Origin of the sequence: Flavipsychrobacter stenotrophus, assembly GCF_002954265.1 — a bacterium.
Taxonomy (GTDB): domain Bacteria; phylum Bacteroidota; class Bacteroidia; order Chitinophagales; family Chitinophagaceae; genus Flavipsychrobacter; species Flavipsychrobacter stenotrophus.
Map to the genome: position 1 here is coordinate 71,267 of NZ_PPSL01000008.1, position 18,292 is coordinate 89,558.

General features: G+C 41.7%; 16 protein-coding genes and 1 tRNA gene. 10 read left to right on the forward strand and 7 right to left on the reverse strand.

Annotated elements, in window-relative coordinates; all coding sequences use genetic code 11:
• The first annotated feature begins 94 nt into the window (after positions 1-94).
• The 3 genes from CJD36_RS21060 to CJD36_RS21070 all read left to right on the forward strand — a co-directional run bounded on the left by CJD36_RS21060 (position 95) and on the right by CJD36_RS21070 (position 3,254).
• Positions 95-742 carry a DUF47 domain-containing protein gene (locus CJD36_RS21060; protein WP_105041190.1) on the forward strand — a complete coding sequence of 216 codons (648 nt, stop codon included), beginning with the start codon at positions 95-97 and terminating at the stop codon, positions 740-742.
• Positions 743-749: 7 nt separating this feature from the next.
• Positions 750-1,949: an inorganic phosphate transporter gene (locus tag CJD36_RS21065; protein ID WP_105041191.1), complete on the forward strand. Its 1,200-nt coding sequence runs from the start codon at positions 750-752 to the stop codon at positions 1,947-1,949.
• A 570-nt stretch (positions 1,950-2,519) separates the two neighbouring features.
• A complete protein-coding gene (locus CJD36_RS21070) occupies positions 2,520-3,254 on the forward strand; it encodes a terminase gpP N-terminus-related DNA-binding protein (RefSeq protein WP_105041192.1) in 735 nt (244 codons plus the stop codon).
• A gap of 81 nt (positions 3,255-3,335) precedes the next feature.
• Here CJD36_RS21070 and CJD36_RS21075 read toward each other — a convergent pair whose 3' ends face one another.
• Positions 3,336-3,950 carry a TrmH family RNA methyltransferase gene (locus CJD36_RS21075; RefSeq protein WP_105041193.1) on the reverse strand — a complete coding sequence of 205 codons (615 nt, stop codon included), beginning with the start codon at positions 3,948-3,950 and terminating at the stop codon, positions 3,336-3,338.
• Positions 3,951-4,203: 253 nt separating this feature from the next.
• Between CJD36_RS21075 and CJD36_RS21080 the strand changes: the two genes are divergently transcribed.
• Entirely contained in the window at positions 4,204-8,142 is a 3,939-nt protein-coding gene (locus tag CJD36_RS21080; protein WP_105041194.1) for a Pls/PosA family non-ribosomal peptide synthetase, read from the forward strand.
• A 12-nt stretch (positions 8,143-8,154) separates the two neighbouring features.
• Here the strand turns inward: CJD36_RS21080 and CJD36_RS21085 are convergent, their stop codons facing one another.
• On the reverse strand, positions 8,155-8,607 hold the full coding sequence (locus CJD36_RS21085) for a response regulator (protein ID WP_105041195.1): 453 nt from the start codon (positions 8,605-8,607) through the stop codon (positions 8,155-8,157).
• A gap of 146 nt (positions 8,608-8,753) precedes the next feature.
• Here CJD36_RS21085 and CJD36_RS23545 point away from each other — a divergent pair, with 146 nt between their 5' ends.
• The 4 genes from CJD36_RS23545 to CJD36_RS21105 all read left to right on the forward strand — a co-directional run bounded on the left by CJD36_RS23545 (position 8,754) and on the right by CJD36_RS21105 (position 11,755).
• Positions 8,754-9,422, forward strand: a complete 669-nt coding sequence (locus CJD36_RS23545; RefSeq protein ID WP_105041196.1) for a LuxR C-terminal-related transcriptional regulator — start codon at positions 8,754-8,756, stop codon at positions 9,420-9,422.
• Entirely contained in the window at positions 9,423-10,490 is a 1,068-nt protein-coding gene (locus tag CJD36_RS21095) for a sensor histidine kinase (protein WP_105041197.1), read from the forward strand.
• Positions 10,491-10,637: 147 nt separating this feature from the next.
• On the forward strand, positions 10,638-11,351 hold the full coding sequence (locus tag CJD36_RS21100) for a MotA/TolQ/ExbB proton channel family protein (protein ID WP_105041198.1): 714 nt from the start codon (positions 10,638-10,640) through the stop codon (positions 11,349-11,351).
• Positions 11,351-11,755, forward strand: a complete 405-nt coding sequence (locus tag CJD36_RS21105) for an ExbD/TolR family protein (RefSeq protein WP_105041199.1) — start codon at positions 11,351-11,353, stop codon at positions 11,753-11,755. Before CJD36_RS21100 ends, CJD36_RS21105 begins: the two co-directional genes overlap by 1 nt.
• A gap of 68 nt (positions 11,756-11,823) precedes the next feature.
• On the opposite strand, the gene msrA is transcribed toward CJD36_RS21105, so the two are convergent.
• On the reverse strand, positions 11,824-12,498 hold the full coding sequence (gene msrA / locus CJD36_RS21110; RefSeq protein WP_205685668.1) for a peptide-methionine (S)-S-oxide reductase MsrA: 675 nt from the start codon (positions 12,496-12,498) through the stop codon (positions 11,824-11,826).
• A 225-nt stretch (positions 12,499-12,723) separates the two neighbouring features.
• Here msrA and CJD36_RS21115 point away from each other — a divergent pair.
• Both CJD36_RS21115 and CJD36_RS21120 read left to right on the forward strand, forming a co-directional pair.
• Positions 12,724-12,808: transfer RNA gene (locus CJD36_RS21115), tRNA-Ser, on the forward strand.
• 266 nt (positions 12,809-13,074) lie between these two features.
• Positions 13,075-13,836, forward strand: coding sequence for a phage integrase SAM-like domain and Arm DNA-binding domain-containing protein (locus tag CJD36_RS21120; RefSeq protein WP_161499407.1), 762 nt, complete (start codon positions 13,075-13,077; stop codon positions 13,834-13,836).
• Here CJD36_RS21120 and CJD36_RS21125 read toward each other — a convergent pair.
• From CJD36_RS21125 to CJD36_RS21140, 4 genes are all read right to left on the reverse strand, one after another.
• On the reverse strand, positions 13,787-14,818 hold the full coding sequence (locus CJD36_RS21125) for a chemotaxis protein CheB (RefSeq protein WP_105041201.1): 1,032 nt from the start codon (positions 14,816-14,818) through the stop codon (positions 13,787-13,789). The two genes, CJD36_RS21120 and CJD36_RS21125, sit on opposite strands and share 50 nt — an antisense overlap.
• 76 nt (positions 14,819-14,894) lie before the next feature.
• Complete coding sequence (locus tag CJD36_RS21130) at positions 14,895-15,467, reverse strand: RNA polymerase sigma factor (protein ID WP_105041202.1); 573 nt, start codon at positions 15,465-15,467, stop codon at positions 14,895-14,897.
• A 352-nt stretch (positions 15,468-15,819) separates the two neighbouring features.
• Positions 15,820-17,028, reverse strand: a complete 1,209-nt coding sequence (locus tag CJD36_RS21135) for an N-acetyltransferase (protein ID WP_105041203.1) — start codon at positions 17,026-17,028, stop codon at positions 15,820-15,822.
• Between the two features lie 18 nt (positions 17,029-17,046).
• Complete coding sequence (locus tag CJD36_RS21140; protein WP_161499408.1) at positions 17,047-18,216, reverse strand: FAD-dependent monooxygenase; 1,170 nt, start codon at positions 18,214-18,216, stop codon at positions 17,047-17,049.
• Positions 18,217-18,292 lie beyond the last annotated feature (76 nt).

Genomic DNA, 18,292 nt, shown 5'->3' on the forward strand with positions numbered 1-18,292 from the left:
TCAATGTTACCAAATCATTAAGACTGGGTAATGGCTTTTAAAGCCGGGATAATGGGGATAGTTTTGCAGTGTATATCAAATTTTGGTTTGAATTATGTCACTCGGTTCGATTTTAAAGATTTTCCTTCCTAAAGACAAGGTATTTTACAATTTGTTTGAGCAGGTAGCTGTTAACCTTGTGCAGATGAGCGACATGTTCAGTGCGGCAATGAAAGAGACAGATCTCTCGAAAAGAGACGCTATCCTGAGAAAGCTGGAAGAAATGGAGCATAAGAATGATGATGTTACCCATGAAATATTCATCCAGTTGGGCCAAAATTTCATTACACCTCTTGATCGGGAAGACATCCATTACCTGGCTACTTCGCTTGATGATATTGCAGATTATATGTGGGGCGCAGGTAAGCGGGTAGTGAACTACCAGATCAACGATACAAATGGGGCTTTAGCCGGCTTTGCCGACATTATTGCGAAATCAGTACATGCAATTAATGTAGCAGTATTTGCTTTGAGAGAGATGAAAGATCTTTCCGGCATTACAAAATCCTGCGTTGCCATCAATAGTCTCGAAAATGATGCCGACGATCTGCTGGACGCTACTTTGCTTAAATTGTTTTCTTCTCAGATATCAGCTGTTGAGCTGATCAAGCAAAAGGATATTTTCCAGATGCTCGAAATTGTTACTGACAAGTGTGAAGATGCAGCTAATGTAATAGAGTCCATCATTATTAAATATTCATAAGGCGCTTATGTCAGTATTACTGATCGTTATTATTATACTTGCACTAGGGTTTGACTACATCAATGGGTTTCATGATGCGGCTAATTCTATTGCAACTATTGTTTCTACAAAGGTGCTTACTCCATTACAGGCAGTAATATGGGCAGCTATTTTCAACTTCGTGGCCTTCTTCATTTTTAAAGATCATGGTGTTGCCAATACCATTGCTAAAACGGTGCAGGACAGTGCAATTACATTGCCGGTTATTATGTCGGGCCTCATTGCAGCTATCATCTGGAATCTGATCACCTGGTGGTTCGGAATTCCTTCCAGTTCTTCGCACACATTGATAGGTGGTTTTGCAGGCGCGGCCATTGCCCATGCCGGTTTTGGAGCAGTTAATTCCGAGCCAATTATCAAAACTGTAAGTTTTATCTTTCTCGCGCCTTTCATAGGTATGATCATGGCCTTCATCATTTCGCTTTGGTTCATTTATTCATTCAGAAAAGGACCGTGGCCAAAGATAGTTTCACTGGTCATCATGACTTTGTTGTCGGTGTTTTTGTATTATACAATAGATACAGACCCAACCAAACTCAAAAATCTGTACGAAAGCCATATTTTGAATGTGATATTGGAGGGTAAAAATTTAAAGTGGATTCTCCTTGCTACTGTGTTGTTTGCCATCTGCATATTCACTATGATATTAGGATCGTTAAATACAGCAAAAGCCAATGTCTATCTTAAGAAATTCCAGCTTATATCATCTGCAATTTTCAGTATAGGACATGGTGGTAATGATGCTCAGAAAGTTATGGGTATTATTTCCGCAGCTTTATTGTGTGATCACATGATTCCTAGCCTTTCTGCAATGCCTGTATGGGTGCCTCTGGCTTGCTATACTGCAATCTCTGTAGGTACTTTGAGTGGCGGTATGAAGATCATTAAGACCATGGGAACGCGTATTACCAAGGTTACGCCATTCGAAGGCGTTGCTGCGGAAACGGCCGGCGCTATTACTTTGTTTCTTACAGAAAACCTCAAGATTCCCGTCAGTACCACGCATACCATCACCGGTGCTATCATAGGTGTTGGAGCTACTAAACGACTATCGGCAGTACGTTGGGGACTTACTATCAACTTAATGTGGGCATGGATAATTACTATTCCTATCAGTGCCCTGATGGCTGCGATCATCTTTGCTATTGTTAATTTGTTTGTAAAGTAAATATTGAACTTATACCGTAGTACAAAAGCCTCCCAGCGGGAGGCTTTTGTATTTCTGTATGACCCTTATGGAGTACTTGTAGTCCCGCACCACCTGGCCAAAGCTAATTATATCAAATAGACTTCTATTTTACACTTTTGAATACGTCAACCACTCTCCTCCTTTTGAAGGAGGAGTACCCCAACATTTCGGCTTTTTCAGCCGAAATGTTGGGGGGAGGTGGTTATTACATGGGGTGTATATTTAAAGTCGAACTGGTATCATACCTAAAACTTTCTCATATGCGAAAATATTTTTTCATAACTACGAAAAAATAATACACTCCATCCTAACTGTGAGAAAACTGACACGAGTTATCCACACAAAAAAGTTTTATTGTGGTACGAAAAGCGTACCATCATGGTACGGAAAGTGTACCACCATAGATTTTCGTTCCCTCCATTTATTCGTTGTTCGGCAACTTTACCTCCCCAAAATCGCGGCATGTACAAATCTCATATCCCGCCACTTTTTGGTTTTGACCCTGCCTACCGGCAGGTAGGTTTTAACTTTTGACTTAACGAGAATCACATGGAAAGCAACAACGACAAAAAACAAGCCGCACGAAACCTCTTTCTTCACTCCGACAGAACCCGTGCCGAGATCGCCGACCTCATCGACATCAACACCAAAACCCTCTACCTCTGGATAAAACACGGTCGCTGGGAAGAAATGAAAACAGCAGCACGCCAAACACCCGCATCGCTGCTACAAGATGTGTATGACCACATCGAGGCAGTCAACAACAAAATAAAAGCCCGCGAAGACCGTTGCCCCACATACCAGGAAGTGGAAATGCTACGTAAATTATTCGCGTCTACAAAACACATTCAGAAGCTCAATATCGGCACTTACATCGAAGCATTTACCGAACTGACCTCGTTCATCAACGACCATGACAGCGAGCTAGGCAAGGCAGTAGTGACCCTAACCGACAAATACATCAAAGGTCTGGTCAGCCCGTTCCACCCCAAAGCATACAAAAATGTATGTGATGTCAAGGACAACCTCGAAGCCCTGGAACAAGAAGAAGAAAAAGACATGGCCGAACTACAGCAGGCAGAAGCGGCTCTGGCAGATCATGAAGCAAACAAAGCGGAAACCAATACAGCCATCATCATCCCGCTTACACCAAACCACGAAACCCAAACCGACAATACTATACTGCCGCAATCAACACCACATCTGCCAACCAATATAGCGGGCATCAATAAAAATTATAACACATTCAAAATCAAACATCTATTCAAATTCCATGCCCGATGAAAAATCCCGACAAACAGGGCAAAAGGATAGAAACTGACATATTTGTTGATAAAAAGTGCAGTGAGAATGATCCACAATTTCTTACACGATCTCTCCGGGTGGCAGTGTATCGCTGAACAGTTTCCATTTCTTAGACAGGGCAGTTGCCTCATCTGTTCCTAACCTTAATTCGCCATTATAGAAACCGGCAACACTTCTTTGCCTGAATGCTTCGTACAATGTTACTGCGCAAGCCACAGAAATATTGAGTGATTGTATCATACCCACCATGGGAATGATAAAGTTACCATCGCAGTATGCAAGGCAGGCATCTGTTACCCCTTCTTTCTCATTGCCAAATACCAGCGCCATGCTCTCTGTGAGGTCAAGATCGTAAAGCGACTTTGATTCCACCCCCAGGTGGGTAGCATATATTTTCCCATACCGTTCCTTTACCGCCTTCATGCAGGTGTCGGTATTGTCATATTCATGAACTGTAAGCCAGCCAAGGGCACTTGAACTACTCTTTTTACCAAAATGCTTATGCCTGCTCATTACCGTATTCAGCACATATATGTTCTGCACGCCCATTGCTTCGCAGGTGCGCATTACGGCAAAAACATTGTGTGGATCAGAAACATTTTCCATTACAACGGCCAGATCGGGTTGGCGACGGTTGAGTACGTGAAGTATTTTATTGGTTCTTTCAGGAGTCATATTGTTTGTGTGCAGGTATATTGTAGCAAAAATAAACAACACAGTTTAATTAGTGCATGTCTATTAACACATTTATCTCTACGGGTTGAAAGATATATTAGCCAAAACATGATTGTTATCATAATTCTCTGGCAGGAATTTGGATAAGATTTCAGTCGTGCAGTGGAGATATTGTTGTACTTTTCACGCTGAATGTATGGCTGCTCAATAAGTGCAGTTTTCGTTTTTTTAATTTTACCTATTAAGTTGTTGAATGCCCCCTGGTATAGTACTCGGAATATCGCGCCCTGATTTTTTGCTGGAGGAAACTCTGGCAGAAGTATTCCGTATGTCTGCACAAAAACACGCATCTAAGACAGCGCTTATATTCGATGACAGGTCTGTCACTTATGGTGAGTTGGACAGGTGGAGCGATGCAATGGCTTTGTATCTGTCTGAAAAGGGCATAAAGCCGGGTGATGCGGTAGGGCTTTGGTGGCCGCGTAGTCTGGAATTGCATGTAGCGGTTCTGGGTATTGTGAAATGTGGGGCCGCTTATGTGCCACTGGATAGGGAAATGCCTGCTGAAAGAGTAGAAACGGTGCTGAATGAGGTGCAGGCGAAAGCATGTATCAGTGACGGAGCCCTGAATATCGATTGTCCTGTTTTCGGTGTTGTGGGTATGCCCGCAGCAAATACAACAATTAGTTTGGTAGATGGTCCTGCGCCTGATAATTGGGCATATGTATTATATACATCTGGTAGTACCGGTAAACCAAAGGGTATACCGATTACCCACAGAATGATCACTCATTTTGTGCGTGCCGAACAGAGTGTACTCAACATACGGACAACCGATAAAGTATATCAGGGATTTTCTGTGTCGTTCGACATGTGGTGCGAAGAAGTTTGGATCTCTTACTTTGTTGGTGCTACTATGTGGGTTGCCGATGCAACTACAACCAAATCTATAGATGAGCTGGATGAGGTGCTGCGCAGGCAGCATATAACAGTACTACATACTGTGCCTAGCCTGCTGGCGGTAATGAACGATGATGTGCCGTTGGTAAGATTAGTGAATGCAGGTGGAGAAGCCTGTACCGCACAGGTTGTGTCTCGATGGTCAGTACCGCCAAGGCAATTCTTTAATAGCTATGGTCCAACTGAAACGACCGTTACAGCAACTATTACTACATTAAAGCCGGGCGAACCAATAACTATAGGTCAACCATTACCTAACTATAATCTTGCAGTTGTTGATGAACAGCTTAACCTGTTGCCCGTAGGTGAGCGGGGCGAGCTGGTGATAACAGGCCCCGGCGTATCTCATGGATATGTGAACAGGCCCGACCTTACTATTGAAAAGTTTGTAGCCAAGCCTGAAAGTCTATCGGTGCTGCCGGGAGATTTTGTTTACAAAACGGGTGATGCTGCTATCATTAATCCCGACAGAAGCATCGATTTTCAGGGCCGACTAGATGACCAGATCAAACTGCGTGGCTATCGTATAGAGTTGGGGGAAATAGAAAATCAACTGAGTAACCTTACTGATATTACTGCCGCGGCAGTGGCGGTAAAGAAAGATATAAACGGACAGGATCACCTGGCAGGCTATGTAGTTTGTGATGATCCTGTGAATATGAATCAGCAGAGCATAAGAGATGCGTTGGCCAAAGTACTGCCGGCCTACATGGTGCCGAGTGTTATTGTGCAGCTATCCGAAATGCCCCGTCTGCCAAGCGGTAAGATCAACCGTAAAGAACTGCCCGTCCCTGCCATGCTTATGGAAAGCTCGGTTTCAGGCGCAGACGATATTATAGATATTGATGCGCCGTTGGGCGACAGGGTAATTGCGGCGCTGAGAAAGAATTTCCCTAACAGGCAAATAGACGGATCTCTCGATTTCTTTACCGATTTGGGTGGGCATTCCTTGCTTGCGGCCTCATTTGTGTCGCGGTTGCGTAAGGAGGCTAATATTCCCCAGGCTTCGCTAAAGGATATATATCTGAACCGTCCATTGGGTGCCCTCATTAATTACTGGGAAAGTAAAAAGGCAGAAAAGCCTAAAGAGAAAAAGGTATTTAACCAGATATCTAAAAAGCGGTTTTACATGTGCTGGGCAGCGCAGACATTGTCTCTGTTGCTGATGTACGGATTATTTGCTGTGCAGATATTTTTCCCATACCTGGGTTACTACGGCATTAAAGAGTATACGGGTAACATTGGCCTGGGTATAGCTACGGCCCTTGGAGTGTATTTCCTTATTCCACCATTCTTTGCCACGCTCAGCATATTGGTGAAGTGGCTGGTGATTGGTAAGATGAAGGAAGGCGATTATCCGTTGTGGGGTGGTTATTATTTCCGTTGGTGGTTTGTAAAGACGTTTCAGCGCCTGCTGCCATCAGAGTTTTTGAATGGCACACCACTTTATTGCAGCTTTTTACGCAGAATGGGCGTGACCGTGGCCAAAGACACGCAGCTGGCTGCCATTACCATAGGCGCAGAAGATCTGGTAAGTATTGGCAGCGACGCCAGCCTTAGTTCGCAGGTGGTGATCAACAATGCATGGGTGGAAGATGGACTGTTGAAATTGCGTAAAGTACACATTGGTGCTCATGCCTACATAGGGAGTAGTGCCATTATAGCGGGTGGTGCTACAGTAGAAGATTGGGGTGAACTGCAGGACCTTAGTTATCTGCAAGAGGGCAAGACAATTAAGAGCGGTGAGATATGGCAGGGTAGTCCGGCGGTATTAAAACAGACCAAGCCAATAGATGAACTTCCGCAACCCATATTTGTTTCAAACGCACGGAGAAGGACCTATAAAGTAATATTCCTTTTACTATTGTTGCTGTTCCCTTTTGTGATCTTATTGCCTCTGCTGCCTACTGTTATTATCCTAAATGATCTGGATAATTCTACGCCTGATTATGACTTTAGTTATATGATCGTAACACCTTCATTAGCATTGAGTTATATCATTATTTTCTCGCTGGTGACAATAGGCCTCACCCGCCTGCTGCAGCGGGGCATAAAGCCGGGCAAATATCCGATCTATAGCGGTTTCTATCTTAGGAAATGGTTTGCTGATCAGTTGATGAGCTTGTCGCTAATAGTACTTCACCCCATATATGCCACAGTATTTGTAAGTATCTGGTTCAGGGCACTTGGTGCTAAGGTGGGCAAGAATACCGAAATTTCAACAGCAAGTAGTGTTACACATCCACTGCTGGAAATAGGCAAGAATGCATTTGTGGCTGATGCAGTAACACTGGGTGAATCTGATGTCAGAGGTCAGCAATTGATTCTGGAAAAGACCATTATAGGTAACAATAGCTTTGTAGGTAACAGTGCTTTGATACCGCAAGGGTATCACTTGCCGGGTAGAATGTTGATAGGGGTCCTGTCAACACCGCCTGATGCACAGCAACTGGAAGGTGCCAAGGCCAAAGACTGGTTTGGCTCACCGGCCATAGCGTTGCCTCGCAGGCAGGAAAGCCGTACATTTCCTGCTGAGCAGACGCTTAGGCCTTCGCCTCAACGTATACTGGGTAGGACCATTGTAGAGTTTATCCGCATACTCATACCAGAAACTACGATCATCATTTGCAGTATATTATTCATTGCCTATTCTCACGATCTGCTTGTAGAAAAGCATTGGTGGGAAATAGCCTATACATTGCCTGTCTATTATCTCTATTACATGGGCTTGCCTGCCTTTCTGGTCACTTTTGTAATGAAGTGGGTGTTTGTGCGCAGGTTCAATGCCGAGCAGAAGCCTATGTGGACGCCAAAGGTGTGGATAAGTGAGGCTATCACATCTACTTATGAAGCATTGACAGTGCCATTTGTGCTGGATTATATGCGTGGTACCCCTTGGTTGCCCATATTGTTAAGATTAATGGGTGTGAAAATAGGCAAGCGTGTATGGATGAACACGACCGACATTACCGAATTTGACATGGTAAGTATTGGCGATGATACTGCACTTAATGAAGACTGCGGACCACAGACCCATTTGTTTGAGGATAGAGTAATGAAGGTCGGTCCGATAAAAATAGGGCAGCGCTGCAACATTGGCGCTCGCTCTATCATACTCTATGATAGTGAAATTGGTAACGATGTAGGTGTTGATCCACTATCGTTGGTAATGAAAGGAGAGAACCTGCAACCGGAAACAAACTGGGGAGGGAGTCCGGTTCGTTCAGCCTAAAATATGAGTAAGCTAGTAGAGTTGAGAACTATCTTTAATAAAAAACGAACTGAAATGGACTTCCTTACTTTTGATAAAATCGTCACTTATACAATAAGCTAATATATTTTTCAATTCTGTGTAACTTTGTGGCTTCCTTATATATAATGAGGCACCATTATTGTAAGCTTCTCTTACATCGTGCTCATTAGTGCTTGTGGAAAGCATTAATATTCGGGAAAAACTATATTCTTTATTATTTTTAATGTATTTAAGGCAATCTAATCCATTTATCTTAGGCATATTGATGTCTAAGACAATGATGTCGGGAACGGAGTTTGAATTGTTAATGAAATTGATCAGTTTTTCGCCATCATCTACGTAAGCAACACTACATCTGTTGTTGATTTCATTCAGCGCAGACTCAAAAATATACCGGTCGTCATCGTCGTCATCAGCAAGCAATATCGAAAAATTACAATTCATACGTTGCGGATAATGCAAATGAAGTTAGACGTTCAAAAGTAGTTTTATTATATCGGAAAACTATTAGGGGATTTCCCTGATTTTTCCGCTAACTTATTGGTTATTAAAAAGTAATTGTAATTTTATCACTCTCCATAATCCACCCCATGATCTCGATTTACAACCTGGAAGACTATAAAATTATTAGAGACGGAATCAAGTATTTACTTACCCAGGAACCGGATTTTAAGTGGATCGGAGATAGCCGGGATGTTGATGATCTGTATGCTGCATTAGATAGCCAAAATATAGATATTGTTTTGTTAGATATTTACCTTGATGGAATGCAGGATGTTAAGACTTCTAATGGATTTGAAATATGTAGATATATAACAAATAATTATCCATCGGTGAAAGTTATCGCACATTCTATGTATGATGATAGTGATAAGGTAGTAAAGATGTTTGCTGCGGGTGCAAAAGGTTTTGTTTCAAAGCGGACAGGATATGATTACCTCATCAAAGGAATACGAACTGTTTATGATGGCGGGATTTTTATATGCAGTGAAAGTGGGAAGAATTTAAAGAACGTAAGCGACTATATAAACGGTCAGGCAATAGAATTAAAGGCAATCAATGAATTCTTCTCCAAACGCGAAAAGGAAGTGCTGGAGCTTATGGCAAAGGGGTTTCTTAGTAAGGACATAGCCAAAGAGTTATTCATTACAGAAAAAACTGTAGAAAGCCATAGGAGAAACATGGTGCAGAAGGCGAAAGTAAAGAACACCATGGAGCTTATCTCTCTGGCTATTAGCAGGGGTATAATAAAGACATAAATGACCGCTAACAACAATTTATATATTGATATTAAGAAGATCGGCGAGCGATCGCACGATGGTGTATTTATTTATGATTATACCGAACAGAGATTCTTATACATTAATCCAACGTTTATTGAGATATTCAGTTTAGATGGGAAAGATCTTTTTGCACAAACGCGAATAATACTCGACTATATATTTACTGAAGATCATCAATACCTGCAATCGAGGTTTCAAACGCTGTTAGCGGAAGGCAGCATCAGTACTACCGAACTCAAAATTAACCTGGAGGATGACAAGAAACATCTAAGCTGCGACGCCTTCCTGATAAGTGATTCTACAATTGCCGGATTTATTAAGGATATAACCAATGATAAGGAGCATGAAAACTACCTGGTAGAAATTACAGCGCAGAAAGATGCTTTTCTGGACATGATCACCCATAATTTATCGGGCCCGCTGCTTTTTTCTCAAAATGTATTGTCGTGGGTGCAACAGTCTGTAGCCGGTAATAAGGGAGACGTCAATTCCCTGCTACTCATGTTGCAGGAAAGTACGCAGGAATGTATAGATATTGTGGAGGACTTTTTGAGCGATGAACATAAAGATTCACAAGGCATTTTTGTAAAGAAAACGAGATTTACAGTTGTTGATAAGGTAAATACAGTGCTTAATAAGCTACAGGAGCTGTCTCCTGAAAAGAAGTTCAAATTGAATGTAAATATCTCTGATAATTACATAACCACAGACAGCGTGAAGTTCTTCCAGATCATTCACAATCTTATTTCTAATGCAATAAAATTTACGCGCGAAGACGGCGAAATAATAATTACAATTGACGAAAAGGGGAGCGACTATATTTTCTCTGTTACCGACAATGGGATTGGTATTCCCGATGACCTGAAACCACATATTTTTAAGAAAAAAGGCCTGGCCGGTAGGGATGGGCTAAAAGGAGAAAAATCACATGGTGTGGGTTTGTCGGTAATAAAGAGACTGGCAGAGCTTATAGAAGGGGAGTTGTGGTTTGAAAGTGTGGAGGGCAAAGGCACTAGCTTCTTCCTGAAGTTGCCCAAAGAGTAATCAATTCCCGGTGGGTTTATTAAAACATTAACGGAGCGCTATACAATAGATGCGGTAAATTTACGTTGTTGAGCCTGTATTGAAGGCACAGTAGCAGCAGTAAATATTGTGTTTACTTTCTTACATTTACCATCCGAAAACTAACTCATGCAAATACTTTCCGTTTTATTTCTTCAGGCAGCAACCGTACTGCCGGATACCGCTGCGAAGGTGGTAACGCAGGCCGCAACAGTGCCGGCAGAAAAGATCTCATTGTTTCACTTGTTGATGGAAGGTGGGGTATTAATGATACCGCTATTGCTTTGTTCATTGGTACTGGTCTATGTGTTCTTTGAGCGTCTTTCGATCATTCGTAAAGCGTCGGTAATAGACGATAAGTTTATGGCGCGGATCAGAGAGCAAGTTGTGAACAAGAACATTGAAGCTGCCAAGGCTAGCTGCAGGACCAGTAATACACCGGTAGCGCGCATAATAGAAAAAGGCCTCGAAAGGGTAGATAAGCCATATGATATAGTGGAGAAGACACTTGAAAACAATGGTAAACTGGAAGTGTATAAACTGGAAAGGAATCTATCTGTGATCAATGCAATAGCAGGGATAGCCCCGGTTCTGGGTTTCTTGGGTACCATTGCCGGTATGATCATTCTGTTCTTTAACGTACAGCACCAGGGCTTTTCACTAGAGACTATAGCGGGCGGTATTTATACCAAGATGGTAACATCAGCATCGGGCCTTATCATTGGCTTGTTTGCCTATCTGGGTAGTGCCTATCTTAATGCACAGATCAATAAGAGTGTAAACCGCATGGAAGCGGCTTCTGTAGAGTTTTTGGATATCGTCATGGAAACAAAGGGAGAATAATGAACATCAGGAGGCATTTAAGAGACGAACCGCACGGACATTCATCTGCACTGAATGATATATTATTCATACTGCTTTTGTTTTTCCTGATCATATCTACATTGGCTAACCCCAATGTGGTGAAATTGAGCATACCCAAAGCTAAGAGTGATACTAAAGCTAAACAAACTGTAGTAGTATCCATTAACGATAAGCAACAGTTTTTTGTTGGTACTACCGGGGTTGGGGTAGACTCATTGAAGCAGTATATATCAGGTGCTTTAGCAAAGTCGCAGGACGCTGAACCTACCGTAGTTATTAATGCAGATAAGTTGGCTACTGCCGATAATATTGTAGCTGTGATGCGTGCAGCACATGACCTTAATCTTCGTACAGTACTGGCTGTAGATAATAACAGCAGGTAATGATTGAACGTCAAGTCATTAAAATAGAAAAGCCTTCGTGAGAAGGCTTTTCTAATGAGGTGTTATTTCTATTTGGTTGATTTCAATTTGTCCTTAAATACCTTTTGAAACTTCTCGACCTTTGGTCTTATAACGAAGGAGCAGTAGGGAGCATCGCCATTGGCGTTGTAATAATCCTGATGGTAATCTTCTGCCTTGTAGAACACGGTAAACGGTACGATCTCTGTTACTACCGGTTTGTCAAATACCTTTTCATCATTTAGCTTCTTTTTGTACTCTTCTGCCTTAGCCTTCTGCAGCGCACTATGGTAGAATATTGATGACCGGTATTGGGTCCCTACGTCGTTTCCCTGTCTGTTTAGTTGGGTAGGGTCGTGGGTGGTCCAGAATGCGGCCAGCATTTCGTCATAGCTAATGATGCTGGGGTCGTAAACTATGTTGCAAACCTCTGCGTGGCCTGTGGTGCCGTTACATACTTCTTTATAAGAAGGATTCTTTACGTGGCCGCCGCTAAAACCCGATTCTACAGAAATTACTCCCTTTAATTGTTGAAACTGAGCTTCGGTGCACCAATAGCATCCGGCACCAAAAGTAGCGGTGTCTAAATGAGCTGTGACCTCGCTCTTTTGTCCATTCATTTTCTGGAATGTTTTTGATTGTGGAAGATTGTCGTGCTGGGCACAGGCGGATAAGCCAGCCAGCTGAAACAGTATTAAAACGCCGTGTTTGATTTTGTTGAACATCGATATCAAATTTAGGACTATATACGATGATAAAACAAGCAAGGATTTCTATAGCGGTATTGGCAGAATTCAATTGGCATTTTTTTAACATAACCATTGATAATAAAGGCTTTCAAGAGATTTGATAACAATGACTTTATCATTAAATAACATGCTATCAGAAAATATGTCAAAAAAGACAAAAAAAGACTTTGAAAATCAACTCAATGCTTTAATTTTGTCCTCGGAGAGATGGCAGAGTGGTCGATTGCGGCGGTCTTGAAAACCGCTGACTGTTAAAGGTCCGGGGGTTCGAATCCCTCTCTCTCCGCTTCCAAACAAAAAGGGCACCTACACGGTGCCTTTTTTATTTGTCCTAAGTCTGCTGGATGGCACGCCAAGCGTGCATTTGAGCCAGTTTAGACTTGGAAGCCTGCTTCCAAGAGTTGAGAGTTCAGAGGTCAAATGGAGTCTAATTCATGTCACCCAACCAAAATCTCCGTGTCACCCAAAAAAAAGCTGTAAATAGTTGATTGACAATTACATATACATATTCGTTGAGTGAGGATGCCTGTTGGTGCTTTAAAATCAAGCATTATGGACAACCGTCTATACATATCATATTTCCTACATAAAGAAAGTGCAGTAACCCAGAAGCGTACTATATACATTAGTATCACAATAGCTGGAAAAAGGGAACGGGTGAACACGGGTGGGTCCGTAAGGGATGTCCATTGGGATGCAGCAAAATGCCGTATCAAAAATCAGGATGAAGATGCCTTTACCAATAACAAGTTGTTAGCTGCCCTCAATACAAAAGTGACTGAAATCTATACGGACAGTCTGAAACAGAATCTCCCTGTATCTGCCAAGATGATTCGAGACAAGCTTCGTAGCCCTGGAGAAACGTCTGAATATCTACTCAGGTTGATACAGCTGCATAATGACTATGTTAAGCGAAAGGTAGGTATTGAGGTCAGTAAGGCAACATATACTAAGTATTGCACGTTGCAGCTGAAGGTAAAGGCATTTATCCGCAAGGAGTATAAGTCTAATGACATTGCGCTCGATCAGTTAAACAAAGGCTTCCTGATGGGCTTCGAGCTATACCTTAAGGCTGACGAGCATATAGGGCACAATACGGCCATCAAATACATACAATTCCTAAAGCGTGTTATTAACTATGGGATAGGTATGGAATGGCTCAAATACCACCCGTTTAAGGCCTTTAAATGCAGTCTGCATCAAGTTGTAAGGGAATGCCTAACACAGGAGGAAATTGACGCAATAAGGTATAGACTATTAAATGTTACTTCGGCATATCGCTTTGCGTTACCTTGTCATCTGTTAAAAGGATAGCTTTGATACGTTCAATGTGGACCTGCGACTGTTTAGCTCGTTCAATTGCAGATTTCGATGCACCACCTTTCAGATTTTTGGACATCGTTGTCAGCAGGTTCCTCCGTTCTTCAAACATGCGCAATGCCGTCCACATCGTCTCTTCAATTTGTTTTGTTTGTTCAGCAAGCAATGCCGCTGCAGTATAGGCATGGCCGGTATGACAGCGATAACGCATTAAAGGCCCTTTATCTATACGCCATAATACACCACCACAACCAGGACAATTAAATGGCACCTGTTCACCTAATGAGTTGACGGAAGGCAAGTCGCTTAACACCCTTTCTGCTATGGTAGATTCAATTTCAATATCTTTGGGAATATTCTTTTGGGATTTAAGTTTTCGCTGCATTAGAGTTAACAGCACTCCACCCATTTGTGCAATCGGCAGACAATAATTTACTTTGAGTTGGTTTAAGGCATTCGCCGGCATGTCGGGATAGTCTGCATCCTTGGGGTCTTGAACAATGCAAATACCTCCGCATCTCTGTATAGCAATTAATCCTGCGGTTCCGTCATCTAAATAACCAGTGAGAGGTATTCCAATTACCTTGTTCCCAAACGCTACTGCCGCAGAACGAAACAATGGATCGATGGCAGGGCGGTAACGGTTTTCTTGCGCCCCTTTTGTGACCAACAAGGTTCCACCTTTTTCAATCATCAAATGATGATCTGATGGCGCTAAATAAATGTTGCCTGCTTGGACAATGTCGCCTTGGACTGCGTGACGACTACAGAGTTTTCCATTTTTGTTCAGGGCATCCATCAATACATCCCCTGTTGCATCCGAAGAAATATGTTGAACAATAAGCAAAGGAGCCGGGAAATCAGAAGGTAACTGGCTAATTAAACTTATCAATGCTTTCAGTCCACCGGCAGAAGTACCGACCACAACAATTTGTTTGTTTTTATGACTTGTATGCTTTGGTATCGCTGTTTTCATATAGTATGATTATGCAGTAATATGTATGTGATGTAATATTCACCTTAGGATTGAGCCGCGATATTTTCTTTTCTTGTTATGCTATATTGGATTCCTTTTGACTGAGATATTGGAAACTATTTTTGATCGATTTTAACGACACCCGGAGGCGTGTCTTAACTGTTCCTTCGGGTATTTTCAATTTGGTTGCAACTTCTTTAATCGTAAAACCTTCCAAATAAATGAGCTTTAATATAATTTGAAATTGAGGCCGGAGCTTTAAAATTAAGGCCGTTACACCGATCAAGTCTATTTGCTCTGCTGATCTGGCAAAAACATTGTCCGGAGCATTTTCGGAATGAGTGTTGCGTTTAATCATCTCACCACTTGAGCGTAAACTATCTATTGCAGTATTAGATGCGATAGTCCTCATCCAAGTGAAAAAAGCTCCTTTTTGGGAATCATATAAACCCATTTTTCCCCAGATTTTTACAAATACATCCTGTAAGACATCTTCCGATGTATGAAAATCCCCTGTTATTTTATTGATTATAATAAACAAGCTACCCGAATAATTATCGAAGAGATAGTCAAAAACAATCTTGTTATTTTCTTTGAGAAAGCTCACTAATTCCTGTTCACTATATATAATACCCTTTGTAGTACTCATTTAATATTGTACAATAATTATTATGCCCTTGGATAAAATTATATGCCGTTTGGGCAATTATTTAGCAATTCATGATTCTACGTTATAAAAATTATGAAAGAATAGTTTAATATCAACAAAAAGATGAGATTGGCTTCCGGTAATCCAAATATGAATTTTAAGGAAATGCGTTTTATATCACAACGAATATTGTTCTATATCTCTGATTATGTTTGGCTTGACAGAAAGAAAGCATGAATAAGTTGCATTGTTGTCCTTACTAAAATCATAATTTGTAACATCGAATGGCAACCATAAAAAATCTCAAGTACTTAAATTAATTACAAGCAGAGTTTTATGCAATTGAAATAAATTATCCAATCCGGCTCCGCTCCATAGAGATGGGCTTGTAGCGTTTGAACTCTCTGTTTTTATCAAATATAAATCGATAGGTAATATGCTTTCTTGCCCGTACCGCACCTACTGCACTGTGCAGGCGGTTTATCTTTGGATTGAAGTCGCCAGCCCAGCGCAGCTCAATACTTTTGAAACCTAATTTGCGCACGTCTTCCAATGAGGACATTATCATACCGGTCTCTAAACCACATTGTTGAAATTTGGGCTTTACACCTATAGCAATGGCGTGACCCTTGGTAAGAATACCTCTCTTCCTATACCATGCAAAATCATTTCGGCTGCGCCAAAGGAATTTCAGCAATTGAAACGGACCAATGTGTCCTTTGAATTCTTTGAATATTTGGTTGAGGTCTGGTGTGCAAATGAGGAAAGCTGCGGGCTCGTCTCCAATGAACGCAAACGGAATCATCTTCCTTATGAACAGCACGCGGATCTCTTTTGCGAATTTTAAAGCCCGCGTTTCCGTGATAGGTTTGTACTCTTCATGAAACTGCCACGCCTCATTATAGATCTCCTTGAAATGTTGAGCAAAAACATTGAGTTCCTTTTTTTGGGGATGCCTGAATTGAACGTTGTTCTTTTCTTTTACTCTACTCCAAATTCTTTCGAATCGTTCATCCAGAGGCTTTTCAAGATCTATGACATTGCTGGTCATTTCGTAATAGTCTTTGAAGCCATAATTCTCAAACAGTTGTCGATAATAGGGGTGATTATAGTTGGTAGTAAACGGCGGCTCAGTGAAGCCCTCAACAAGTAATCCCCAAAAACGGTCGTTCTCTCCAAAATTTATCGGCCCGTCCATCGCTGCAACATGGTTTTCTTCTAGCCACGTCCTGGCGGTATCAAAAAGCAGATTGGCGGCACATTGGTCGTTTATACACTCAAAAAAGCCCACACCTCCGGCATGAAGCTGATTATTTTTCTTTTTATCATTATCGATAAACGCTGCAATCCTACCGATACTTTCTCCCTCTGCGTTTTTGAGAATCCACCGTCTGGCACATCCATGTTCGAAGTAGCTATTCTTAGCCGGCTCAAAAATATTATGTATCTGTTTATTTAGCGGGGCTATCCAGTTGTTATCCAATATGTATATATCGTGTGCTACTTTAAGGAAGTTCGCCTTCTCCTTCTCCGTTACTACCTGGGCTATTGTAAAAGACATAAATGATAAATTAGCAGTTCAATGCAAATCGGGGCCGCTGTTGATGAGCAACTTTTTTAAATCGTTCTGAATCCACCTGTCAGGGATTCGTTGCCAGCAATAATTTCTCAATCGGCACAAATGCGGATTCTTGAGTTGTCCGATTTTGCCCAACAAATTAGACTTCTTCTGGATGGAACGGGTTCGGGGCCAACGCTCGGACTGAAAGCGCTTCAGACTATTTTCGATATTCCATTTGTCTGTAAGACTTGCCGCTAAAACTACCGCATCCTCAATTGCCATAGATGCTCCTTGAGTCATATTGGGTGTCATGCCATGCGCAGCATCACCTATAAGTAACAACCGACCCTTGTAGAATTGTTTTAAATGCACATCTTCAAGATCATTGTACATCAAATCACAGTTGTTTTTAATAGCGCCTAAAAGATCAGGCACATAACCACCGAAACACGAAAAGAGAACCCTAAAGTCATGCAGGCTTATCTTCTTGTTCGCTTCAGAGTTTTGCTGGGTATTCACTGATGCAAAGCAGTGTATCTTATTGCCTTTAAGAGGGACTATACCAAATCTCTTCCCAACGCTCCACATCTCAGTAAGAGTGTCTTGCTGTACTTTTACGCCTTTAGCAATGAAACGCCAAGAAGCATAGCCGCAATAGTCATTAATTTTATCACCAAATAGTGTCCGCCGTACAAATGAATTGATGCCATCACAACCAACTACAAGATCATAACTGCACTCCGGCTTATTAGTGAACGATACTTTTACTTTATCTCCCTCATCTACTATGGCAGTACATGATGTGCCTAAGTGAATACGTGTATCTGATAAATGGCTGATCAGGGCATGGTGCATATCATGACGCAGCACTGTGTATGTTTTAGCGTAGGCTTCAGCATATCCCGCCAGATCGAACGTAGAAAGCTTTTTGCCCAGCTGGTCAGTGATATCAACGTGGCTTATTTCGTTGGCGTATGGCTTTATGGAATCAAGCAAGCCAATATCCTGCAGCATCTTAACACCGTTAAGAGTAAGTGTAATTCCACCACCTATTGGTTTCCACTCTGTCGACTTTTCTACCAACGTAGTGTTATATCCTTTGCGTTCAAGCAATATAGAGAGTAGTAAACCTGAAATACCTCCACCAACAATCAAAAGATTAATTGTAGGCAATTCCTGAATAGGCATTCTTAGCATTTAATATAATTGTGCTGTAATATCGTGCCAAGGTGGAAGACTTGAATTCTGAGCTTACCGATTTTTT